Below are 23,870 nucleotides of genomic sequence, written 5' to 3' on the forward strand. Positions count from 1 at the left end.
GAAAAAATAAAATTATTTGAAGGTTTTTAGACAGTCTGACGGTTTCGGTATTGCCGAAGGCGGGGATTTTTAGCACTAAAGTTCAATCGAAGAACAAATGTTGAACTCTGTACAAATGATTCATAGAAGCACTTCAGCCCCACTTTTGGCAATACCTTGTGCCTGTTGCACAACTCAAAGGTAGTGAAAAATTAATATACAAAAAAAATTTGGTGAAATATTTTTAAAAAGAATAGGAAAATTCAATAATTTGTAGTATATTTGCCTGCATTATGCAAGGACGAAAACAACTGACCCCGCAACTATTTTACCAACTAAGTTTAGACCAATTAGTTCCGGAAGATAATTTTACCGCCGAATAAACAACCACCTCAATCTCGATTTTCTGTACCCAGCTACCAAGCAGTATTACGGCTCCGAAGGGCAGCAAAGTATAGACCCAGGTGGTGTTTTTCAAAATTTTGTTGGTGGGCTACCTCAACAATATCAACAGCGACCGCGCTTTGCTTGCCTACTGCAACAACTGCCTTGATGTTCGCCTGTTTTTGGGCTACGACCTCAACGAATCGCTGCCTTGGCACTCGACCATTAGCCGCACACGGCAACTGTTTGGCGAGGAAGTATTTTTGGGTTTATTCAGAAAAATTCTGTCGCTTTGCGTAAAATCCGGAATGGTGCGCGGCAAACGCCAGGCGGTCGATAGCGCCTTCATCAAAGCCAATGCCAGCATGGATAGTTTGGTCGAAAAAGAGGTTTTAGAAGATGCCTCGGCCTTTGTGTCGGAATTAGAAGAAAACAGCGAATTTAAAGTAACTACCGAGCGCAAAAAATTGGTAGAGCGGCACCACAAATGGAAAGAAGAGGCCTACAAAGATATGCCCGCCGGCAACAATAAATCTGGACGTTTAGATGAAGATGGCCATGAAATTCGGCCTAAATTTTTAAGCAATCACACGCATTATTCGCCTACCGATCCGGATGCTAAAATAAGCGTAAAGCCCGGAAAAGCCCGCCAGCTAAACTATTCGGGGCAGTTGGCCGTTGACGATGCGCACCATGTCATAACGGGAGCTTGCGCCAGCACATCGGGCAGCAAAGACAGTGCCATTTTTGGCGAAATCATGAACCAAACCATCGCAAATTTCAAAGAAAACGGCTTGGAAATGGAAGAGGTTTTGGCCGATGCGGGTTACAGCAGTGGCGAGAGTTTGCAGTATTGCGAGGCGCATCATATCAACGCATACATTCCAAATTTTGGGCAGTACAAACCCCAACGCGAGGGCTTTGTTTTCAACAAAAACTCAACCGCTACCGATGTGTAAAAAGGGCGGCAACAAGGCTATTTTGACCTTCAAAGGCACAAAACCGACAGCAAAGGCTACACCAAAAACGTTTATCGCAGCAGCGAAAGCGATTGTGGCAAATGCCCCCTCAGAGCCTTGTGTTGCGGTGCGGTAAGCAAATTCAAAAATTAGACGACAGCATTCACAAACCCCTGTACGACAAGATGCACCGCAAACTCAACAAAGACAAAAACTACACCCGATTTTTAACCAAACGCCGAAGCTCAACCGTTGAGCCGGTGCTGGGAACGCTTATCAATCATCACAACATGAAACGAGTGAATGCACGAGGAATAGCCCAAGCCAATAAACACGTTTTAATGGCGGCTTTGAGCTATAATTTGAAGAAACTGTTAAAATTTATCCGAAAATGCCCAAAATGTACGCTCAAATGCCCAGTACCTGCCAAATTGGGCAGCAGGTATTGGTTTCTTCAAAATTCACTTTATTGGGCTTAATTAGGTTCATTTTAAGGCATTCAAAAAAAAGGAACTTCCATTTATTTGTCCCGAAATTAAGACTTGCCTAAAACGCGGCAAATGTAGCTACGGCGGGCATTTTAGCCCAAAAACCCGCTTTGTAAAGGGAGGGTTGTGCAACGGTTACCCTTGTTAGGTGCTGCCCTTCTTTTCTGTCGAGTTGTTGTTCATCCATTTTGCAGTGTGTTTGTGCGTTGGCTTGGTGGCTCTTTTGCTTTTTTTATTTTGGCTACGTGTTGTTGCAAAAAAAGCAAATGTGCCACCAATTGATTAGGCAAATATTTCTTTAAAAATCGTATCTAATTTTTCGTCAAAGTTGCCAGATAAGTCCTTGTGAGGAATACCAAGGTTTTCTAAAGCAAGTTTAAACCGCTTAAAACCATTTTCACTTCTCATTTCAACCCAATTAATTCCCAAGTGATCAAGTTGGTTTTTATTTTGAATTGAAAGTTTGTCTGCAACAAAAACATTAGTTGCTCTTGCAATTACTGCATCAGCACTTTCAGGATTTCCGCTTCCCATTAGTTTTACTTCACATAAAAATTCTTTGCCATCTTTGAGCAAGTAAAAATCAATTTCTCGGTCAAATCCTTTTGCGTTGTCTTTTACGAATTTTGCTTTATAATTATCTTCACTTACTGAATATAGTTTGCAGAGTGTTTTCATTAGTGGGTTCTCCACTCTCTTTCCAGCTGTGCTCCAAAGTCCGCCCCGCAATTCGGCTCGTTTAACTGCAAGTGTGTTTATTACTATTAAACTTTCACTAACATTCAGGTCAACAGAAACACCTTTAAACTTTATTGTCAAAGTCAATTCTAATTCGTGCTCGGTCTCAACTAAAACTTTGATGCTTTCATATAAAACATCATAATGTTCATTAGCTGCATCAATGATGATTTCTTTTGTGGATGAGTTGAACATATTATGAATGGTCTTTTTGTTCAACCCGGAATTGATTGTAATTTCCTTAGCTGGCAAATTTGGATTTAAAAACTCCTTTTTATACCAATCAATGGATATGTTTTCGTTTTTCAGTTTAGCGTCAATAATTTTCTTGAAAAATTCAATTGCAAATTGCAAAAACTCCGCATTGATAAGAGTTACAACTTCAATTCTATAATCGTCTCCTTTTAAAAGTTTGCGGATTATGTTCTTTGCTACTTGTTCTGTTAATGTCATTTTATAGTTTCTTTAAATTTATCAAGGGTTAAAAATTTAGTTTCAAAGTTATCGAACATATCTTTTGATTTTTTTGATTGCATATATTCAAAGTATGTTTCGTCTTTCTCTGTCAAAAGAAAATGTCGGCCTAACTTTTTTGCAGTTTTCCCCATTGTTCCACTACCGCCAAATGGGTCAAAAACTAAATCGTCTTTGTATGAATAGTATTGAATAACTCTTTTGCAAAGCTCAACAGGAAAAACCGCAGAATGCACTTTATCAAAGCAAGGGTCAATTTTCCAAACATTTGTTGTTTCGTAGCCGTCTGCAACTTTGCTTTCTAAAATTGTATTCCAGTCATACTGTTTAATATTCCAGTCCAAAAGTTTTTCGGTGCTTTTGCGATAAACCATTAAGTATTCAGTGACACTATTTGGTTTGTATCCTAATGGTTTTCTGTGTTGCATAAAACCACCAATTCGATTTTTTACACTTGCTTCAGGTTTTAGCCAAACAATGTCATCAATAAATTCCCAACCCATTTCCATTAAATATGGATGTATGTCAAAAGGAATTGGATAACGCTTACTGCTATGTGAACGACTAATTCTTGGAATAATAATCGGTGAAGTATTTACAATTAAAAATCTACCTTCTTTTGTTATACGATGGACTTCTCTAAAAACATCTGCAAGAAATTCAAGATAATGCTTATAGCTTGGGTAAATAGAATAATCTCTTGCGTTGTAATATGGTGGCGAAGTAAAAGTTAGATGAATGCTTTCATCTTTCAGTAATTTCATTGCTTCAATGTTGTCTGCATTAACAACAACATTTTTCAAATAATCGTAACTCTCTGTATGTGGTTGAGAATTTTTGTCTTTGATTTCAGTAAAATACTCTTTGTAAATTACCGTTCTCACCATTTCGTTTTCGTGATTTACAAGTGCTTTTAATTGCTCGTCAACTTCTTCTTCTCCTTTAAAAACAAGCAAACCACGAATTGCTTGACTTACAATTTTTGGGTCTTTGTCTTTGAGAATTTCAAAAAGTATTTTCTTTCCTTTTTTACTTCTCATTCTGCCTATTGAAGAAACCGCTTCACGTCTTACAGTTGTGTCAGTATCATTTAATGCAGTTTCTTTAAGAGTTGCTAGATATTCTTCCTTGTCAAGTTTACCAAAGGTTTTAACTGTCCAAAGTCGAACAGAAGCATTTTTATGGGTTAATAATTCGGGTAGAAAACTACCGTCAAAATCTTTGGGAAGTTGTCCAAGATTTTCAAGTATAAAAGTCAACGAGCCGCTGTCTTTATAATCTTTTACAAGATGTCCTATTGCACCGTTTCCGTTGCTTTTTAGGTCTTTGATGTATTCTTTAGTCAGCATTTCTTTTTGTTTTTAAGTATGAAACTTTCTTTTCTGCAACCTTTAGAATATTAAGGTCTGCTTCTTCGTCTAAAATTTTGTAAGCAATTTGGTCGCTGAGAAATTCATCTTGTAATTCTTTCTCATCTACTTGAAACAATGTTGCCACCTGCTTAATAAGTTGCTTTGTTGGGTGTCGTTCGTTACGTTCAATTTTTGCAAGCAATGAAATATCAATGCTGATTTGTTCAGCCACTGTTTTCAATGTCTGTCCAGCTTCTTCACGAAGTGTCCTTAAATGCTCACCAAAAGAAGTATATTTTTTTACAGATGCCATTTGGTCTAATTTTGTCCAAAAGTAAAAAGAGATTTCTTAATGGACAAATAAAGTCCAAAATAGTTATTCACAAATTGTCAGGGTGGTGGGTGGGCTTGGGTGCGGTCGGGCAAAATAAAATGTGCTGCAATTTGTGTCGGCTTGTGCGGTTGGTTGCAGCTCTTTTTATTTTGCGAAGCGTTGGTATTTTGTCTGTCGTTTTACTGTTTGTCTGAATGTTGCTTTGTCGTCAAATAGGGTTGCACCTAACGGCAGTCCGTCTAAAAACTCATAAGTTTCGGCAAATTTACATTATAAGTTTTAAATAGAGGCGATTTGAGGGCTTGTTTTTTTGCGTTAATAAATCTTGGATGAAATATATTTTGAGGAGAGAGGGGCGCATATCTCCTTAAAACGAGCTATAAAAAGACGAAAAACAAAAAACAGGGTTTTTAACCACGTTTTGAACAGCTCACGAGGCAAAATATTGAATAATCGGCGCAAATTATAGGCAGTCATTATAAGCCCCACATCGGCGGCGGCGCGCTCAATGCCCCGCTTGGTGATGATGTAGGAGTAACCCCATTGCCGTTTAATTGTGCCGTAGGGGTGTTCTACTATTTGCTGCCGAAGCTTATACAAGTTTTTATTTTTTTCTATGTTTTTTTGTTAATATCTACATATTGTTGGTACTCGCTCCGCTCTATGAGTCTGCCTTTTGCATTTTTGGTGCATAACAATTTGACGGGACAATGCTGACATTTAGTGGTTTTATAATGTTTAACATAATAGGTCGAGTTCTCTTTGGTTTTGAGGTAGTTATTGCCGTTTGTACGGAGTGTTTCTCCCTGCGGACAGTTGTAGGTATCGGTAAGATTGTTGTAGTCAAAGCGGTCAAAATTGTAATCCGGATTAGGTGCGCAAGCGGCAACTGAGGGTATGGCTGTCATAATTTCTACCCCATTTCGACTGCCGTTTTTATTTCACTTCCGGTGTGATATCCTTTGTCGTAAAGGGCGGTAAAACCCGTTGTTTGCAATATTGTTTGCGCGCTTTGCAGCATCTCGCCCATGGCTTTGCTGTCGTTGGTATTGGTAAGTTTGTAATCAATAATGAGTTTGTGTTTATCATCTACGGTGGTTTGCACGTTGTACCCTACTTCGGTAATATTGTTGCGGGTAATGAGTTGGCGGCTGTCGGGGTCGGTGGTAGAAATTTGTTTTTCGCCCGTATCCTCAAGTTGTTGCTGAAGGACTTGGTAGTTTTGTTTTCGTTGTGTTTGCTTGTCAATTTCTGCTTGTATAGTTTGTTTGTTATCTTCATCGGCTGCGGCAAGTTCGGCGTTGTACTCGTCTAACTTTTTGTCAATATAGGCAAGATGTTGTGCTATTTTCTTTTCATTAAAATTGTTTTTCTTGCTGTTTTGAGCCCGAAGTTTGGTCGAGTCGCCGGCAATGAGTTTGCCCCCTATTAATTGAAATTGTTTTGCTATGCGCACGGTGTGCCGAAATACTTCCCGGATGGCTTTTTGATTATCTTTCCGAAATTGGCTATGGTATTGTGGTCGGGTGCTAATTGTTGCAACAGCCACATCACTCGGTATTGCGCCTGCACTCTTTTTCTAACACTCTCGAAGAACGAATGCAGTTTAAATACCCGTAAATAAACAATTTGAGCAAATCTTTCGGGTTGTATGCTGGCCGACCTTCAGCATTTAGTTTGCTGGCAAAACCAAATTTTTCCATCTCAATACTTTCAACAAACATATCAATTAACCGAACTTCATTGTCCGAAGCGATAATATTGTCTAAGCAATCGGTAAATAAAACGGCTTGTTCTCTTGGTATTCCTTTAATATATTCCATGCCACTAAATTACGAAATAAATTAAATATTACCCAATTATTTGAAAGAAAAAATAAAATTATTTGAAGGTTTTTAGACAGTCTGACGGTTTACGGCTTGGCGAAGGCAGGGCTTTAAAAAACCGTCAGCCGAAGTTAAGCACAAATGTTGATAGAAATTCAAATGTTCAATTACTTCCATCAGCCCTGCTTTTGCCAAACCGATGTGCCTGTTGCACAACTCAAAGGTAGTGAAAAATTAATATACAAAAAAAATTTGGTGAAATATTTTTAAAAAGAATAGGAAAATTCAATAATTTGTAGTATATTTGCCTGCATTATGCAAGGACGAAAACAACTGACCCCGCAACTATTTTACCAACTAAGTTTAGACCAATTAGTTCCGGAAGATAATTTTTACCGCCGAATAAACAACCACCTCAATCTCGATTTTCTGTACCCAGCTACCAAGCAGTATTACGGCTCCGAAGGGCAGCAAAGTATAGACCCGGTGGTGTTTTTCAAAATTTTGTTGGTGGGCTACCTCAACAATATCAACAGCGACCGCGCTTTGCTTGCCTACTGCAACAACTGCCTTGATGTTCGCCTGTTTTTGGGCTACGACCTCAACGAATCGCTGCCTTGGCACTCGACCATTAGCCGCACACGGCAACTGTTTGGCGAGGAAGTATTTTTGGGTTTATTCAGAAAAATTCTGTCGCTTTGCGTAAAATCCGGAATGGTGCGCGGCAAACGCCAGGCGGTCGATAGCGCCTTCATCAAAGCCAATGCCAGCATGGATAGTTTGGTCGAAAAAGAGGTTTTAGAAGATGCCTCGGCCTTTGTGTCGGAATTAGAAGAAAACAGCGAATTTAAAGTAACTACCGAGCGCAAAAATTGGTAGAGCGGCACCACAAATGGAAAGAAGAGGCCTACAAAGATATGCCCGCCGGCAACAATAAATCCCGGACGTTTAGATGAAGATGGCCATGAAATTCGGCCTAAATTTTTAAGCAATCACACGCATTATTCGCCTACCGATCGGATGCTAAAATAAGCGTAAAAGCCCGGAAAAGCCCGCCAGCTAAACTATTCGGGGCAGTTGGCCGTTGACGATGCGCACCATGTCATAACGGGAGCTTGCGCCAGCACATCGGGCAGCAAAGACAGTGCCATTTTTGGCGAAATCATGAACCAAACCATCGCAAATTTCAAAGAAAACGGCTTGGAAATGGAAGAGGTTTTGGCCGATGCGGGTTACAGCAGTGGCGAGAGTTTGCAGTATTGCGAGGCGCATCATATCAACGCATACATTCCAAATTTTGGGCAGTACAAACCCCAACGCGAGGGCTTTGTTTTCAACAAAAAACTCAACCGCTACCGATGTGTAAAAAAGGGCGGCAACAAGGCTATTTTGACCTTCAAAGGCACAAAAACCGACAGCAAAGGCTACACCAAAATCGTTTATCGCAGCAGCGAAAGCGATTGTGGCAAATGCCCCCTCAGAGCCTTGTGTTGCGGTGCGGTAAGCAAATTCAAAAAATTAGACGACAGCATTCACAAACCCCTGTACGACAAGATGCACCGCAAACTCAACAAAGACAAAAACTACACCCGATTTTTAACCAAACGCTGAAGCTCAACCGTTGAGCGGTGCTGGGAACGCTTATCAATCATCACAACATGAAACGAGTGAATGCACGAGGAATAGCCCAAGCCAATAAACACGTTTTAATGGCGGCTTTGAGCTATAATTTGAAGAAACTGTTAAAATTTATCCGGAAAATGCCCAAAATGTACGCTCAAATGCCCAGTACCTGCCAAATTGGGCAGCAGGTATTGGTTTCTTCAAAATTCACTTTATTGGGCTTAATTAGGTTCATTTTAAGGCATTCAAAAAAAGGAACTTCCATTTATCTGTCCCGAAATTAAGACTTGCCTAAAACGCGGCAAATGTAGCTACGGCGGGCATTTTAGCCCAAAAACCCGCTTTGTAAAGGGAGGGTTGTGCAACGGTTACCCTTGTTGTGTGCTGTGCTGGTTTTCGGTCAAGTGTTTATAGTCTGATTTTTCGATAAATAAATCTTGTTCTACTCCGTCAAGTTTATTTATAATTGCTTTGATTGCTTCGTCTGATTGGTCAATTCCTATCCATTGTCTGCCGTTGGTTTGTGCAGATTTTAAGGTTGTTCCCGAACCTGCAAAACAGTCTAAAATAATGCTGTTTTCATTTGAAGAAGTCGTAACGATAATATCCAATAAATCAGAGTTTTTTTCGGTTGGATAAACAGGATATTGAGGGTCTTTAAATTCCCAAATATCTTGCATACGTTTACCTTCTTGCTCGTCAAAATAGATTTTTTTTCTTGGATTTCCGTTGTTGCTCCACTCAATTAAACCATCATTGTCCCATTGTTCTAAAATTGAAACTTCACTTCTCCAATGTCTGCCTTTGGGTGGTAAAATTCCTTTAAATGCTTGCGAAGTTTTTCCGTTTTGTGTTTCGCCTGGTGCGTGAAGTGGAATAGTTGTATATCTTCTTCCGTCTTTTTCTGTTTTTGGAAAAAGTTTGATTTTATCTTCTTCGGTGTAAGGCATTTTGGGTTCGTTCCAAATTAAATTGTCGGATTTGGAATAGAATAAAATCAAGTCTTTGATGTTACCATAACCTTTTCGTGCAAAATTTTTCGGATTGCATTTTACTCTTGTAATGTCGTTTCTAAAATTCTCAATTCCAAAAATTTCGTCCATTACAATTTTCACATAATGCCCGATTTTGTAATCAATGTGTAAATAAATCGAACCGTTGTCGGAAAGTAACATTTTAAGTAAAACCAAACGCTCACGAATAAATTCGATAAAGTCAAAACCTTTCAAAGTGTCCGAATATGCAATATTTCCATTTTTAGAATTACTGATGGTGCTTGCTCTTCCGTCTGTAATGGTAAAAGTGTTATTGGTTGCAAACGGTGGGTCAATATATATTAAATCAATTTTACCTGCTAAATTGTGTTGTGTTATGAGTTGTTTTAGTGCAACTAAATTATTGGCTTGAATGAGTAAATTAGGACTGTCAGAATTATTGATTTGTTCCAAAGTTATGTCTGGAATGCTATCAAAAATTTGCTGTTCAGTTTTTTTATTAGGGTAATTCAATTGCATAATTTCAGAGTTTTAAAGTTGATAAAGAAATTCACGCAATACCAAACTGCTCATAATATTCAAGTCTTTGTATTTTCCCGTGATGTCTTTGTACATTTTGTTGTTCCCTTTGATGTACAGAACTCCGTCAAGGATTGCAATTTTCACGGCATTTATTTCTGCTGACATTACAGTGCTGATTGCATCGTTAAATTGTGCATTTTGATGCCCGCCAAAATCTGTCAAAAATTTGGCTTCGCCAATAACGAGTTTTCCGTTAAATCTTCCAACAAAGTCTAAACCTTTTGGATGTTCGTATTTTAGAAATTCGTTTGCAAACTTCATCAGTTGAGCATCGCTTCCGTTCAAAATTGCATCGTTGTTATTTGATGTAAATTCTTCGTAAGAAACAGGTTCAATTCCTAATGCTTTTGAATTGAGCCAACGTCTGAATAGAGGTCCGATTTGTCGGTTTGTTTCTTTTGGTTCACTACAACGTTCAAAAATTTTGTCCAAACCCATTTCATAAAGTCGTCCACAAATTCTATTTATCGTTTTAGGATTTCGGTCTATGGCACTTCCGTCACGTTTGAGGTAGGCAATATAGCTGTCTTTGATAGGGAAAAGGTCGAGTTTTAAAAGTTCTCTAATAAGAGTATCATTATTTTTATCGTCAAATGCTTTTTCAATATTTGTCCAACGAACTTGGTTTATTTCTCTAATTCCTTCGGGTATAGTCGGATATACTTGGAATAAATCGTCCAAATATGATTTCTGACTTGCGTATTCTATGCTTAATTCTGTCCAATAATTCATAGGGTCAAATTTACAAAAAATAAATTACGATTTCTGTTTTCGGTTGAGATTTGTGCGGTTGGTTTAGCATAGCACACAACGGAAAAGGCTTTGCGTTGGGCGGCCTACGAAGGACAAATTTACAATACATTTTTAAGTTTTATTAGAAAATTCTTCCCTTGAAATAACACTTCCGCCCGCCTAATCGTAAAGCCATTGTTATATAAATGTTATTTTATCTGCCTGCAAGTTTATACTTTCCAGATACTTTAGCACAACAGTCGGCAAACGACTAACCGTGCTGGCCGAGTTAATAGTTCCGAAAACTACTAAGTTTTCAAGCGACCTACAAAATTGCAAATTTTCACCGTGTTTTCCTATAAATTTTTCTGATAATTTTATATAACGGAAAAGGCTTTGCGTTGGGCGGCCTACGAAGGACAAATTTACAATACATTTTTAAGTTTTATTAGAAAATTCTTCCCTTGAAATAACACTTCCGCCCGCCTAATCGTAAAGCCATTGTTATATAAATGTTATTTTATCTGCCTGCAAGTTTATACTTTCCAGATACTTTAGCACAACAGTCGGCAAACGACTAACCGTGCTGGCCGAGTTAATAGTTCCGGGAAAACTACTAAGTTTTCAAGCGACCTACAAAATTGCAAATTTTCACCGTGTTTTCCTATAAATTTTTTCTGATAATTTTATATAACGGAAAAGGCTTTGCGTTGGGCGGCCTACGAAGGACAAATTTACAATACATTTTTAAGTTTTATTAGAAAATTCTTCCCTTGAAATAACACTTCCGCCCGCCTAATCGTAAAGCCATTGTTATATAAATGTTATTTTATCTGCCTGCAAGTTTATACTTTCCAGATACTTTAGCACAACAGTCGGCAAACGACTAACCGTGCTGGCCGAGTTAATAGTTCCGGAAAACTACTAAGTTTTCAAGCGACCTACAAAGTTGCAAAGTTTCACTGTGTTTTCCTATAAATTTTTCTGATAATTTTATATAACGGAAAAGGCTTTGCGTTGGGCGGCCTACGAAGGACAAATTTACAATACATTTTTTAAGTTTTATTAGAAAATTCTTCCCTTGAAATAACACTTCCGCCCGCCTAATCGTAAAGCCATTGTTATATAAATGTTATTTTATCTGCCTGCAAGTTTATACTTTCCAGATACTTTAGCACAACAGTCGGCAAACGACTAACCGTGCTGGCCGAGTTAATAGTTCCGGAAAACTACTAAGTTTTCAAGCGACCTACAAAATTGCAAATTTTCACCGTGTTTTCCTATAAATTTTTCTGATAATTTTATATAACGGTTTGGGGCTTGGCGAAGTGGGGGCATTCAAGGCACAAATGTTTAATAAACCACAAATGTTGATAGACGTACAAATGCTCAATTTAGCACTTCTGCCCCCATTTTGCCAATACCTTGTGCCTGTTGCACAACTCAAAGGTAGTGAAAAATTAATATACAAAAAAAATTTGGTGAAATATTTTTAAAAAGAATAGGAAAATTCAATAATTTGTAGTATATTTGCCTGCATTATGCAAGGACGAAAACAACTGACCCCGCAACTATTTTACCAACTAAGTTTAGACCAATTAGTTCCGGAAGATAATTTTTACCGCCGAATAAACAACCACCTCAATCTCGATTTTCTGTACCCAGCTACCAAGCAGTATTACGGCTCCGAAGGGCAGCAAAGTATAGACCCGGTGGTGTTTTTCAAAATTTTGTTGGTGGGCTACCTCAACAATATCAACAGCGACCGCGCTTTGCTTGCCTACTGCAACAACTGCCTTGATGTTCGCCTGTTTTTGGGCTACGACCTCAACGAATCGCTGCCTTGGCACTCGACCATTAGCCGCACACGGCAACTGTTTGGCGAGGAAGTATTTTGGGTTTATTCAGAAAAATTCTGTCGCTTTGCGTAAAATCCGGAATGGTGCGCGGCAAACGCCAGGCGGTCGATAGCGCCTTCATCAAAGCCAATGCCAGCATGGATAGTTTGGTCGAAAAAGAGGTTTTAGAAGATGCCTCGGCCTTTGTGTCGGAATTAGAAGAAAACAGCGAATTTAAAGTAACTACCGAGCGCAAAAAATTGGTAGAGCGGCACCACAAATGGAAAGAAGAGGCCTACAAAGATATGCCCGCCGGCAACAATAAATCCGGACGTTTAGATGAAGATGGCCATGAAATTCGGCCTAAATTTTTAAGCAATCACACGCATTATTCGCCTACCGATCCCGGATGCTAAAATAAGCGTAAAGCCCCGGAAAAGCCCGCCAGCTAAACTATTCGGGGCAGTTGGCCGTTGACGATGCGCACCATGTCATAACGGGAGCTTGCGCCAGCACATCGGGCAGCAAAGACAGTGCCATTTTTGGCGAAATCATGAACCAAACCATCGCAAATTTCAAAGAAAACGGCTTGGAAATGGAAGAGGTTTTGGCCGATGCGGGTTACAGCAGTGGCGAGAGTTTGCGTATTGCGAGGCGCATCATATCAACGCATACATTCCAAATTTTGGGCAGTACAAAACCCCAACGCGAGGGCTTTGTTTTCAACAAAAAACTCAACCGCTACCGATGTGTAAAAAAGGGCGGCAACAAGGCTATTTTGACCTTCAAAGGCACAAAAACCGACAGCAAAGGCTACACCAAAAACGTTTATCGCAGCAGCGAAAGCGATTGTGGCAAATGCCCCCTCAGAGCCTTGTGTTGCGGTGCGGTAAGCAAATTCAAAAAATTAGACGACAGCATTCACAAACCCCTGTACGACAAGATGCACCGCAAACTCAACAAAGACAAAAACTACACCCGATTTTTAACCAAACGCCGAAGCTCAACCGTTGAGCCAGTGCTGGGAACGCTTATCAATCATCACAACATGAAACGAGTGAATGCACGAGGAATAGCCCAAGCCAATAAACACGTTTTAATGGCGGCTTTGAGCTATAATTTGAAGAAACTGTTAAAATTTATCCGGAAAATGCCCAAAATGTACGCTCAAATGCCCAGTACCGCCAAATTGGGCAGCAGGTATTGGTTTCTTCAAAATTCACTTTATTGGGCTTAATTAGGTTCATTTTAAGGCATTCAAAAAAAGGAACTTCCATTTATTTGTCCCGAAATTAAGACTTGCCTAAAACGCGGCAAATGTAGCTACGGCGGGCATTTTAGCCCAAAAACCCGCTTTGTAAAGGGAGGGTTGTGCAACGGTTACCCGTGTTAGCGGTTCGTTGTTCTGCTATTGTAGTCTTTTCAATTTAGAATTATAATTTATCCCATTTAATCAGTATAAAAACCCAAAAGGGAACGGACAGTCCAAATATTGTATATGTAATAGGATTTCCAAACTCAAAAAGAATGTTCACCCAAGAATGAAGCGTTATGGCAATTATAACAGATTTGGATTTGTTTACACTCTCTCCGATAATCCAAGAAAGTATTGAATTTGGAATGATAAAGAGTAATGGTCGGAGGATTCTTGCAATGATGCTACCCGATAATGTTCGTGTTGTAAAGTGCCACAGTTCCCACATTACTCCGATAATCAGATAACGTTTCCATTTAGGTAAATGGTTGAGTTGGTCTTGCAAAAAACCACGCCAACCAAGTTCTTCTCCAAGTGTAAAGATGAAAGTACCAACCATATAAATGGCAAAATTCATATACGAACCGTCAAATCCCTTGAAACCAAAAGCCATGAAAAACGCCATTGGTATCACCCAAAACAAAAGGCTTTTAATAATTGAAGTTCCAAAGAATGTAATAGTTTTTACAGTTTGTTTTCTAAAAAGTAGACTGCAAATTATGGCAGATAGTCCGGGTCCCCACATTATTAGACTAAGCTTAATAACCATAGGAATTTTTAGACTATTCCAGCTCTCGCTATTTATGTCTCTCCAATAGAAAAATGGCCATGAGAATAAACACGCTAAAAAATAAAAAATGATAACTGGCTTATATTTTTGATAAAATAGTTTCATTTTATTCTATTTTGTCGTTTCACAATGATCGCTAACGGCAGTCCGTCTAAAAACTCATAAGTTTCGGCAAATTTACATTATAAGTTTTAAATAGAGGCGATTTGAGGGCTTGTTTTTTTGCGTTAATAAATCTTGGATGAAATATATTTTGAGGAGAGAGAGGGGCGCATATCTCCTTAAAACGAGCTATAAAAAGACGAAAAACAAAAAACAGGGTTTTTAACCACGTTTTGAACAGCTCACGAGGCAAAATATTGAATAATCGGCGCAAATTATAGGCAGTCATTATAAGCCCCACATCGGCGGCGGCGCGCTCAATGCCCCGCTTGGTGATGATGTAGGAGTAACCCCATTGCCGTTTAATTGTGCCGTAGGGGTGTTCTACTATTTGCTGCCGAAGCTTATACAAGTTTTTATTTTTTCTATGTTTTTTTGTTAATATCTACATATTGTTGGTACTCGCTCCGCTCTATGAGTCTGCCTTTTGCATTTTTGGTGCATAACAATTTGACGGGACAATGCTGACATTTAGTGGTTTTATAATGTTTAACATAATAGGTCGAGTTCTCTTTGGTTTTGAGGTAGTTATTGCCGTTTGTACGGAGTGTTTCTCCCTGCGGACAGTTGTAGGTATCGGTAAGATTGTTGTAGTCAAAGCGGTCAAAATTGTAATCCGGATTAGGTGCGCAAGCGGCAACTGAGGGTATGGCTGTCATAATTTCTACCCCCATTTCGACTGCCGTTTTTATTTCACTTCCGGTGTGATATCCTTTGTCGTAAAGTGCTGTAAAGCCCGTTGTTCCCAATATTGTTTGCGCGCTTTGCAGCATTTCGCCCATAAGCTTTGCTGTCGTTGGTATTGGTAAGTTTGTAATCAATAATGAGTTTGTGTTTATCATCTACGGTGGTTTGAACGTTGTACCCTACTTCGGTAATATTGTTGCGGGTAATGAGTTGGCGGCTGTCAGGGGTCGGTGGTAGAAATTTGTTTTTCGCCCGTATCCTCAAGTTGTTGCTGAAGGGCTTGGTAGTTTAGTTGCCGTTGTGTTTGTTTGTCTATTTCTGCTTGTATAATTTGTTTGTTCTCTTCATCGGCGGCGGCAAGTTCGGCGTTGTACTCGTCTAACTTTTTGTCAATATAGGCAAGATGTTGTGCTATTTTCTTTTCATTAAAATTGTTTTTCTTGCTGTTTTGAGCCCGAAGTTTGGTCGAGTCGCTGGCAATGAGTTTGCCCCTATTAATTGAAATTGTTTTGCTATGCGCACGGTGTGCCGAAATACTTCCCGGATGGCTTTTTGATTATCTTTCCGGAAATTGGCTATGGTATTGTGGTCGGGTGCTAATTGTTGCAACAGCCACATCACTCGGTATTGCGCCTGCACTCTTTTCTAACACTCTCGAAGAACGAATGCAGTTTAAATACCCGTAAATAAACAATTTGAGCAAATCTTTCGGGTTGTATGCTGGCCGACCTTCAGCATTTAGTTTGCTGGCAAAACCAAATTTTTCCATCTCAATACTTTCAACAAACATATCAATTAACCGAACTTCATTGTCCGAAGCGATAATATTGTCTAAGCAATCGGTAAATAAAACGGCTTGTTCTCTTGGTATTCCTTTAATATATTCCATGCCACTAAATTACGAAATAAATTAAATATTACCCAATTATTTGAAAGAAAAAATAAAATTATTTGAAGGTTTTTAGACAGTCTGACGGTTCTCAGCTATACGCAGGCAGGGATTTTAACCACTGAACTTCCTACGAAGAACTGAACTTCAAATATAGCACTTTTCTGTCCTACGAAGCACGAACCCCCTGCTTGCGTATAGGTGATGTTATAAGCAGGCCTTCTGTCTGTCGAGGTTGTTAAGTCCTTGTCTGCTGTGAGTTTCGCTGTCATTGTCGAGTTGCGAATGAGTCTGTTTGTGTCGGCTGTAGGTAGCGGCTTTAAAAATTTTAGAAGGGAAGGAAATTTAAAAAAATAATTTTTCTTTGGGTGGTAAAGGTGTAAGCTCTTTTGCAATTTTTGGTCTGTGCGTTGGCTTGTGCGAAACGAAGTTCACGAACACTATAAATAAGCAATAGTGAGTAATTGCAAATGTGCTTACACCTGTGTGATGGCTATTTTCTTCTGTTAAGCTTTTCTTTCGCTGTGTCCACTAAATAATAAACCATAGGAACTAAAAACACAGTCAAAATTAGGGATGATAGAAGTCCACCAATGATTACCCAAGCAAGACCGTTTTTCCATTCGGCTGCTGTTCCTGTTGCCATTGCGATAGGAAGCATTCCAACAACCATTGAAAGCGTTGTCATTAAAATAGGTCGCATACGACCTTTCCCAGCAATGACTAAGGCTTCTTTGAAATGTTTACCTTCTGCTTTTAATTGATTAGTAAAATCGACAATTAGAATAGCGTTTTTTACCACTAAGCCCATTAGCATAATTAAACCCAATAATGCGAATAAACTCAAATTGCTTAACGACAAATTCAAAGCGAAAAACGCACCAATTGCTGCAACTGGTATAGAAAACAACACTACAAATGGATAAACAAAACTGTCATACAGTGCTACCATAATCAGGTAAATCAGCAAAAACGAAATGAGTAAAACAGAACCTAATGCTCCAAAACTATCATTTTGTCTTTTGATGTCGCTACCCCAAGTCATTTGTATGCCGTTTGGCAATGGATTTTCTTTGAGATATGCTACTACATCATCTGCTACAGTTCCTGATGGTCTGCCTAATGCGTCTGCGGTTAGTGTAACTGCGGGTTGTCGGTCTTTTCGTTCTAATAGTGAAGGAGAATTGTCTTGCTCTACGCTTGCAAATTGTGAAACTTCAACTGGTATCCCCACTGGGTTAATAATTGAAAGTTGTTGAACATCTTCAAAATTTCGTCTGCTAAATTCATCTAACCAAATACGCACAGGATATTCCGTTCCGTTTTCGGTTAAAGTCGCATCATCATTTCCTGTAAATGCAGTTCTTAGGTTCAATCCAACATAAGCGGTTGTTAAGCCTAACCGCTGCATTTTATCTTTGTCGGGAATTATTTTGTATTCGGGGCTACCTGCTTCAACGGATAAGCGAACATTATCCGCACCGGGAATTTTCTCAATTACCGTTTTTAGTTCATCACCTGTTTTCATCACCAAATCCAAATTGCTACCGCTTAATGTAATTTCAATTGGTGCAGAACGTGGAATTAAACCCAATGCTGCCATTGAATAATTGATACTCGGAAATTTTGACTTTAGTTCTTCCCGAAGATTTTTCATAAATGTCTCGGTAGGCAAATTATGCAGTTCCTTTTTGGATTTTAATTGAATTGTAAATTCAGTTTTATTTGCTGAACCTACACCCAAACTTCCAATCCCAGTGCTTGGTCCGCCAATGTTGCTGAACACCGTTGCTACCTCGGGTTGTTGAATAATGTATGTTTCAATCTTTTGAGCAATTAAGTTGTTCTGTTGTATAGATGTGGATTTATCAAACTCTAAAGCCATTCTAAATTTGCCTTGGTCACCAGTTGATATTAATTCTTTACCAATAATCCCTTGTTTCATAATCACTAAAGTCATTGCAAAAAGCATAAGAACGATACCTGTAAAAGCTAATTTATGGCTCAATACCCATTCTAATCTTCGACCATACCATTCATTAAAGTTTTCTAATTGAACTTCAAACCAAAGTAAAAAACGATTGAAATAATTAGTGGGTTGCAAATCTTCTTTTTTGCCAATACGAGAAGCCATCCAAGGCGTTAAAGTAAAACCAACCAACAAACTGGTGAGTGTGGAAGTTATTACCACAACCGAAAACTGCTTGAGCATATCAGCAACAAACACTTGTAGAAAAAGAATAGGCAAGAAAACCACAACGTCAACCAAGGTGATTGACAATGCTGCAAAGCCAATTTCCATTCTGCCGTCCATTGCAGCAGATCGCTTGTCTTTTCCTTTGTCTAAGTGCTTTTGAATGTTTTCTAAAACTACGGTAGCATCATCTACCAAAATACCGATGATTAAAGACATTGCAAGCAAGGTCATTAAATTTAAGGTGTAACCCAAAAGCCACATTACAGCAAAGGCAGTAACTAAAGATGTTGGAATAGCTACCAAAACAATTAAGGAATTTCTAAAACTTCGTAGAAATAAAAGCATTACCAACGATACCAACAGAACCGCTAAAATCAAGTCAAAAACAACGGAGTTTACGGCTGCAATCGTGTTGTCGGTGCTATCGTCTGCAATAATAAATTTCACACCCGAACTGGCATTTTGTTGTTCGATGGATTGAAATTTTTCTCGAACTGCTTTTGAAACATCTACAGCGTTTGCATCGCCTTGTTTTTTTAATAATAAACCAATGCCTTTTTTGCCATTATAACGACTTATGGAAGTCGTTTCTTTGATGCCATCAATTACTTCAGCCACATCTTTTACATAAACTGGACTTCCTAAAACAGGCATTGCAACTTGAACATTTTTAATATCCTCAATAGATGCGAATTTTCCCGTTAAACGAACTGAATTACTTTCTTTTTCGGTTTGCACCTTTCCAGCAGGTAAGTCTAAGCCAGAACGATTAATTGCTTCAACAACCTGAACCATTGTAATTTTATACAATTTCAGTTTGTCCTGATTTATTTTTACTTGTATCTCTCTTTCCTCTCCTCCTAAAACAGTAATCTCTGCTACACCTTTTATTTGTTGAATTTGTGGCAGATAATCATCATTCATTTTCTGATAAAACTCGGTGGCAGACAAATCGCTTGTTGCACTGATAGACATTATCGGCAAATCATTTGGCGAAACTTTACTCATTACAGGACTTAAAATATCCTGTGGTAAATCTTTGCGAATGTTGTCAATGTAGCGTTGTGCGTCTTGCATTGACTTATCCAAATCTGTTCCATATTTCAGATTGGCAATGATGATAGAAGCATTGGGCAATGACTTTGTAACCAAGTAATCTACACCTTCCAAGTTGGATAAAGCATCTTCTATTTTTCGTGAAACGGATGTTTCTACTTCGTTAGGTTCAGCACCCGGATATACTGTTTTAATTACAACTACGGGCTGATTAAAGTCGGGCATTAACTCGTAACTCAAATTTTTATATCCGATAAATCCTAATAAAGTAAATACGCTGAAAAGCACTATTATCAGCGAAGGTCGTTTGATTGATATTTCTGTAATATTCATTTTTCGCTGATTTTATTTAACAATTACATTTGCACCGTCAAAAAGATTTATAAATCCATTGGTTACAATTACATCACCTTCATTTAATCCAATTGAAACAACTGCTTTGTTCTGTATCTTATTTGATATAGTGATGTTTTGCAAAAGGGCTTTACCATTTTTCACTATGTAAACTTGTGATTGGTTTTCAGTGCCTTGTATGGCAGAAGACGAAATGATAATTCCCTTTCCAGACGTTTCGCTCTTGAGTAAAACTTTACCAAACATCCCAGATTTTATTTTTAAGTCGGATGTGTTATTTACCATAAACTGAACAGGAAAACTACTGCCAATATTAGATTTACTACCAATCATAGTAGTTTTTCCAGTCAATAAATTTTCAGAATAAGCATCTGCCGAAAGAGAATAGCTTTGATTTAATTTGAACTGGCTTAAATCTTTTTCGGGAACATTTACGGTGAATTTTAAAGTAGTAATGTCCGTTATTTGAAGCAATGGAACTCCTGGTGCGGCAAAAGCTCCTTCTTCACTAAGCTTTGCCGTAACTACACCGCTAAAAGGTGCTTTAATAGTAGTTTTGTTTATCTGCTCCAACAAAGTAGCTTTCTGAACTTTTGCAGATTTCAAACCTAATTCCGCCTTTTCTAATTGAACGCCTTGAATTGCATCTGCTTTAGCCAAAATGGTATAGCGATTTACATCGGCTTCCAAGCCTTCAATTTGCACGTCAATAGTTTGCAATTGCAAATTCAGCAAAGAATTGTCGAGCTGAATTAAAGTTTGACCTTTACTTACAACGCTTCCAACATCAACTAAAATAGTATTGATTTTTCCTTGTAATTCGGCACTTATTTTGGTTTCCTTATTGGGTTCAAATGTGCCTGAATAAGAAAATTCTGCATTCACATTTTCCAATTGCAATGTATCTACCTGAACATTTATAGCTTGTTCTTTATCGTATTGATATACTTTACTCTGCGTAATTTCCTTATTTGTTTTCAACTTAATTACTACAATGGCAATTATCGCCAACGGTATGATGACATATAGCACTTTTTTTAGGATTGATGATTTTGTTTTCATTGTGATAATTATTTGGTTGTTGAAATATTTCCTGTGATTTTTTTTAGTTCTAAATCTGCTTTTAGATAATCAATTACAGCAGAGAGGTAGGTTTGTTGTGCTTCGCTTAATACATTGTCCGCAAGCAAAACATCCGTTAAACTTGCCGTTCCTTGTTTCTGTTGAAGAAGGGTTTGTTCATAGATTGTTTGTGCCAATTGGATTTGTTCAGTTGTGGTTTCGACTGTCTGTTGAGCAATCTTTCTTTGCAGTTTTGCATTTTCAACCTGCATATTATTTTGCTCAGAGAGTAAGCTAAATTGAAGTTCATTATTTTGAAGTTCCAATCTCTTTTGATTTATTTTCCTTAAAGTAACCGTTCCGTTAAATAAAGGATATGAGAGCTGGATGCCTGCAAAACCAATCGGATAAAAATCAAGGAAAGAAGCAGGTTGTCCGTTATAACCAAAGCCCGTTGTTCCATACATTCCAACCAGATTTAGCGAAGGCAAATACCTTGATTTGTTGAGTGTGTTGAGTTCACTCGACAATAAGCGGTTTTGAGTTTTTATTATTCGAATATCTAAGGTTGATGAAGTTGTATATTCATTTGTGTTTTGATATTGAATGTTTGCTTCTATTTGCAAATTTTGCTCAATGGAAATACCCATAGCAAATTTCAACGCATTTAGAACCTGCTCGTATTTGCTTTTGATGGTTTCCTTTTGGGTGGTTAATTGCGATACTTGCAATTTTACTTTGCTAACATCTGTTCCTCTGGCAAGCAATTGTTCATTGAGCAATTGCATATTTTTCAGAAGTCTTTCTGCATTGATCAGATTACTGTCAATAAATGCCAATTGATGATGCAATATTTGGGCATTGTAATACAAATTGGAAATTTCAAAATAGATTTGCTCCTCAGTTTTTTGATACTGTAAGTCGGTCAATTCCGAAGCGATTTTTGTTGTTTGAATAGCTCCATAAACTTGTGGATTATACAATGGCATTGATAGTTGCAAATTGGCGTTGATGTTATGCGGAACTCCAAACTGAATTGCTCTATATTGACCTTCTGGAACTGCTGGATTAAAAGCATTTATTGGAAGCAGTTGATAGGGTAAATTATAGTAATATCTGTAGTCTGCATTTGCTGTAACTTTAGGAATTAAATTGGCTTTGGCTTCTTTCTCTCTTTGTTCACCAATGGCCATATTGTTTCTGCTCATTTGCAGGTTTTTATTGTGAACCTGTGCTGTATCAATACATTGTTGCAAAGTCCAAGTTTGTGCTTGTGCGGATTGAAAGCCTCCTATTATCAATAATAGAACAAAATAATGTTTGTGAATATTCGCTAACTTCATTGGTCAAATTTTTTTTACTTAATGAGTATTTATTGACTTTCAATTGTTCCTACAACCCAATGTTTTACCATTGGTTCAATATTTATAAAGTCACCTGACAATAGTGTTTCCATTATCCCTTTTTCATTTTCAAAAATCACTTCTCCTTCCACGCAAATCAAAAGTGCTGGTGTTTTGGTGATATGCTCTTTTAATTTCTCGCCTTTCAAAATTTGGATAGCTGTTGCATTGCCCAGGTCACTTTTGAAAAGAGAAGTTGCTGAAACTGGTTTTTCTTGTGTATGTAATTCTTTTATGTTCATTGGAAATATTGGTTAAATGTTGAAAATGAAGTTTGTATGTTTTTAAACTGCTCTGATGCTTCGGTTTCGTTTTTAGCTTCTGAAAGTTCCTTTACCATATCAATGTATGGCAAAAGCCACTTATGAAGTTCATCGTGTGCTTTGCCTTTCATTGTGCAATTAGATGTAAGTAAATCAATATTGCTTTGTAGTTTTTCAGCTAATGATTTGAAGTCTTTTTGCTCAACATTAGCGAAGTGATTAATATCATTTTCCATATTGCGAATATGTGTTATCATATTGGCATCAACTTTCCATTTTTCGCCATTGTTGAGTTCAATTGCTTCGCTTTCATCATCGTGATGATGATTATTTTGTTCGGCAACCTGTTTGATTATTTGATTTCTCGTTTGTGGAATTGCCACAACTGTATCTCAATAAGCTACCTACGGCAAATGTTAAGATTAATTTATTCATTATGATTATTATTTAATTGTTTATTGATAGTGAAAAATGCAATGATTGCAAATACAAACGTTACCGCTATTCTGAAAATCATTGCCAACAGTTTTTGTTTCATAAATCCCACCTGAATTGATGTGAATATTAAGACCAATAAAAGCGGCTATAAGTATGAGGGTTGAAATTACTAAGAGTGTAGCTGTCCATCTTTTGTTTTTAATAAACCCATAAGCTGCAAAAATATATAGAATGCTACTGATAAAATTTGACCAAACCACAAACAGAACATAATTGCCCTCTTTGGCTCTAATACCAAACAAATCAAAAATTACAGATGTGCTTAGGAATAAAGTAAGCAAGCCAAACCCAGCGAGGAGAGTTGCAAATAAATATGGAAGTATTTTCTTCATTTAGATTTGATTAATGTTAATACAGATTGTATCATATTGTCACCGTTTCGAGTAATGTCAAATTGAAAATTTGCAACTCTCCATTTAAACATTTGCAGTCTAAAAGTTCCCATCACGATATGCATTAACTCATCGGATGTAATTGCATTAGTAAAAACTCTCTTTGTTGACCTTCCAGAATAATAGGCATCAGGTGTTTCATTTTTACACCATTATTTTCAATATTGTTTCATTGATGCGTTGGCTTTCTTCCGTTAATCCGTCAGAAAAAACTGCCACTACAAAATGCGGATGCTTTTTAAAAAATGAAAATTGATTTTGAAATAAAGGGTGTAAAATTTTTTTTCGGTTGATTGTTCACTTGAAATCGCATTGGTATAGCGTTCATCCATACACCTAGCAAGATATTCAAGTAAGGCACTAATGATTTCTTCCTTGCTTGTAAAGTGCCTGTAAATAGCACTTTCAGAAAACTTCATTTCTTGGCAGGAAGGTTCTTTATAGTTAAGCCACTAACCCCTGAAGTGGTAAGTATTTTTTCCTGCCGCTTCAATAATTTCAAGTTGTCTGTCAGATATTGTTGCTATCATTTCAAATGTATGTTAGTGAATATTCACT

At 37.9% G+C, this 23,870-nt stretch carries 15 protein-coding genes and 6 pseudogenes; 3 read left to right on the plus strand and 18 right to left on the minus strand.

The features are described from left to right. Positions 1–272 precede the first annotated feature (272 nt). A pseudogene (locus IPI59_15980) lies at positions 273–1,801 on the plus strand (IS1182 family transposase). A gap of 291 nt (positions 1,802–2,092) precedes the next feature. On the opposite strand, the gene IPI59_15985 reads toward IPI59_15980, so the two are convergent. The 7 genes from IPI59_15985 to IPI59_16015 all read right to left on the minus strand — a co-directional run bounded on the left by IPI59_15985 (position 2,093) and on the right by IPI59_16015 (position 6,531). Continuing rightward, positions 2,093–3,001 carry a CfrBI family restriction endonuclease gene (locus IPI59_15985; protein MBK7528994.1) on the minus strand — a complete coding sequence of 303 codons (909 nt, stop codon included), beginning with the start codon at positions 2,999–3,001 and terminating at the stop codon, positions 2,093–2,095. Continuing rightward, positions 2,998–4,371, minus strand: coding sequence for a HEAT repeat domain-containing protein (locus tag IPI59_15990; protein ID MBK7528995.1), 1,374 nt, complete (start codon positions 4,369–4,371; stop codon positions 2,998–3,000). Before IPI59_15990 ends, IPI59_15985 begins: the two co-directional genes overlap by 4 nt. Continuing rightward, positions 4,361–4,687, minus strand: coding sequence for a helix-turn-helix domain-containing protein (locus tag IPI59_15995; GenBank protein MBK7528996.1), 327 nt, complete (start codon positions 4,685–4,687; stop codon positions 4,361–4,363). The genes IPI59_15990 and IPI59_15995 overlap by 11 nt, the downstream gene beginning before the upstream one ends. A 336-nt stretch (positions 4,688–5,023) precedes the next feature. Further along, the gene (locus tag IPI59_16000) at positions 5,024–5,308 is read right to left on the minus strand and encodes a hypothetical protein (protein MBK7528997.1); all 285 of its coding nucleotides are present in this window, start codon (positions 5,306–5,308) and stop codon (positions 5,024–5,026) included. Between the two features lie 14 nt (positions 5,309–5,322). Beyond that, the gene (locus tag IPI59_16005; protein ID MBK7528998.1) at positions 5,323–5,616 is read right to left on the minus strand and encodes a transposase; all 294 of its coding nucleotides are present in this window, start codon (positions 5,614–5,616) and stop codon (positions 5,323–5,325) included. Between the two features lie 5 nt (positions 5,617–5,621). After that, positions 5,622–6,257, minus strand: coding sequence for a transposase (locus tag IPI59_16010; protein MBK7528999.1), 636 nt, complete (start codon positions 6,255–6,257; stop codon positions 5,622–5,624). A gap of 1 nt (position 6,258) precedes the next feature. Further along, positions 6,259–6,531: a transposase gene (locus IPI59_16015; protein ID MBK7529000.1), complete on the minus strand. Its 273-nt coding sequence runs from the start codon at positions 6,529–6,531 to the stop codon at positions 6,259–6,261. 318 nt (positions 6,532–6,849) lie between these two features. On the opposite strand from IPI59_16015, the pseudogene IPI59_16020 reads away from it, so the two are divergent. Beyond that, positions 6,850–8,441, plus strand: a pseudogene (locus IPI59_16020) (IS1182 family transposase). Between the two features lie 84 nt (positions 8,442–8,525). Here the strand turns inward: IPI59_16020 and IPI59_16025 are convergent. Together IPI59_16025 and IPI59_16030 are read right to left on the minus strand one after the other, a co-directional pair. After that, positions 8,526–9,671, minus strand: a complete 1,146-nt coding sequence (locus IPI59_16025; protein MBK7529001.1) for a site-specific DNA-methyltransferase — start codon at positions 9,669–9,671, stop codon at positions 8,526–8,528. 12 nt (positions 9,672–9,683) lie between these two features. Further along, complete coding sequence (locus IPI59_16030; protein MBK7529002.1) at positions 9,684–10,466, minus strand: restriction endonuclease; 783 nt, start codon at positions 10,464–10,466, stop codon at positions 9,684–9,686. A 1,541-nt stretch (positions 10,467–12,007) separates the two neighbouring features. On the opposite strand from IPI59_16030, the pseudogene IPI59_16035 reads away from it, so the two are divergent. Continuing rightward, positions 12,008–13,541 (plus strand): annotated as a pseudogene (locus IPI59_16035) (IS1182 family transposase). 196 nt (positions 13,542–13,737) lie between these two features. Here IPI59_16035 and IPI59_16040 read toward each other — a convergent pair. The 9 genes and pseudogenes from IPI59_16040 to IPI59_16080 form a co-directional block, all read right to left on the minus strand. Next, positions 13,738–14,454: a CPBP family intramembrane metalloprotease gene (locus tag IPI59_16040; GenBank protein MBK7529003.1), complete on the minus strand. Its 717-nt coding sequence runs from the start codon at positions 14,452–14,454 to the stop codon at positions 13,738–13,740. Between the two features lie 193 nt (positions 14,455–14,647). Continuing rightward, positions 14,648–16,087 (minus strand): annotated as a pseudogene (locus tag IPI59_16045) (IS1182 family transposase). Positions 16,088–16,580: 493 nt separating this feature from the next. Next, positions 16,581–19,673, minus strand: coding sequence for an efflux RND transporter permease subunit (locus IPI59_16050; protein ID MBK7529004.1), 3,093 nt, complete (start codon positions 19,671–19,673; stop codon positions 16,581–16,583). A 12-nt stretch (positions 19,674–19,685) separates the two neighbouring features. Beyond that, a complete protein-coding gene (locus IPI59_16055; GenBank protein MBK7529005.1) occupies positions 19,686–20,756 on the minus strand; it encodes an efflux RND transporter periplasmic adaptor subunit in 1,071 nt (356 codons plus the stop codon). A gap of 8 nt (positions 20,757–20,764) precedes the next feature. Beyond that, the gene (locus IPI59_16060) at positions 20,765–22,099 is read right to left on the minus strand and encodes a TolC family protein (protein MBK7529006.1); all 1,335 of its coding nucleotides are present in this window, start codon (positions 22,097–22,099) and stop codon (positions 20,765–20,767) included. Positions 22,100–22,128: 29 nt separating this feature from the next. Next, a complete protein-coding gene (locus IPI59_16065; GenBank protein MBK7529007.1) occupies positions 22,129–22,401 on the minus strand; it encodes a hypothetical protein in 273 nt (90 codons plus the stop codon). Next, positions 22,398–22,805: a hypothetical protein gene (locus IPI59_16070; protein ID MBK7529008.1), complete on the minus strand. Its 408-nt coding sequence runs from the start codon at positions 22,803–22,805 to the stop codon at positions 22,398–22,400. Before IPI59_16070 ends, IPI59_16065 begins: the two co-directional genes overlap by 4 nt. A gap of 44 nt (positions 22,806–22,849) precedes the next feature. Next, a pseudogene (locus tag IPI59_16075) lies at positions 22,850–23,252 on the minus strand (hypothetical protein). Continuing rightward, a pseudogene (locus IPI59_16080) lies at positions 23,249–23,842 on the minus strand (TetR/AcrR family transcriptional regulator). The pseudogenes IPI59_16075 and IPI59_16080 overlap by 4 nt, the downstream one beginning before the upstream one ends. Between the last annotated feature and the right edge of the window lie 28 nt (positions 23,843–23,870).

The sequence above is a fragment of the Sphingobacteriales bacterium genome, assembly GCA_016706405.1.
Lineage (GTDB): Bacteria > Bacteroidota > Bacteroidia > Chitinophagales > UBA2359 > BJ6.

Excerpts from the sequence above, each read along its gene's own strand:
- IPI59_15995 (MBK7528996.1), bottom strand. The coding sequence starts at position 4,687 with ATGGCATCTGTAAAAAAATATACTTCTTTTGGTGAGCATTTAAGGACA.
- IPI59_16065 (MBK7529007.1), bottom strand. The coding sequence starts at position 22,401 with ATGAACATAAAAGAATTACATACACAAGAAAAACCAGTTTCAGCAACT.
- IPI59_16060 (MBK7529006.1), bottom strand. The coding sequence starts at position 22,099 with ATGAAGTTAGCGAATATTCACAAACATTATTTTGTTCTATTATTGATA.
- IPI59_16050 (MBK7529004.1), bottom strand. The coding sequence starts at position 19,673 with ATGAATATTACAGAAATATCAATCAAACGACCTTCGCTGATAATAGTG.
- IPI59_16055 (MBK7529005.1), bottom strand. The coding sequence starts at position 20,756 with ATGAAAACAAAATCATCAATCCTAAAAAAAGTGCTATATGTCATCATA.
- IPI59_16040 (MBK7529003.1), bottom strand. The coding sequence starts at position 14,454 with ATGAAACTATTTTATCAAAAATATAAGCCAGTTATCATTTTTTATTTT.
- IPI59_15990 (MBK7528995.1), bottom strand. The coding sequence starts at position 4,371 with ATGCTGACTAAAGAATACATCAAAGACCTAAAAAGCAACGGAAACGGT.
- IPI59_15985 (MBK7528994.1), bottom strand. The coding sequence starts at position 3,001 with ATGACATTAACAGAACAAGTAGCAAAGAACATAATCCGCAAACTTTTA.
- IPI59_16015 (MBK7529000.1), bottom strand. The coding sequence starts at position 6,531 with ATGGAATATATTAAAGGAATACCAAGAGAACAAGCCGTTTTATTTACC.
- IPI59_16030 (MBK7529002.1), bottom strand. The coding sequence starts at position 10,466 with ATGAATTATTGGACAGAATTAAGCATAGAATACGCAAGTCAGAAATCA.
- IPI59_16005 (MBK7528998.1), bottom strand. The coding sequence starts at position 5,616 with ATGACAGCCATACCCTCAGTTGCCGCTTGCGCACCTAATCCGGATTAC.
- IPI59_16025 (MBK7529001.1), bottom strand. The coding sequence starts at position 9,671 with ATGCAATTGAATTACCCTAATAAAAAAACTGAACAGCAAATTTTTGAT.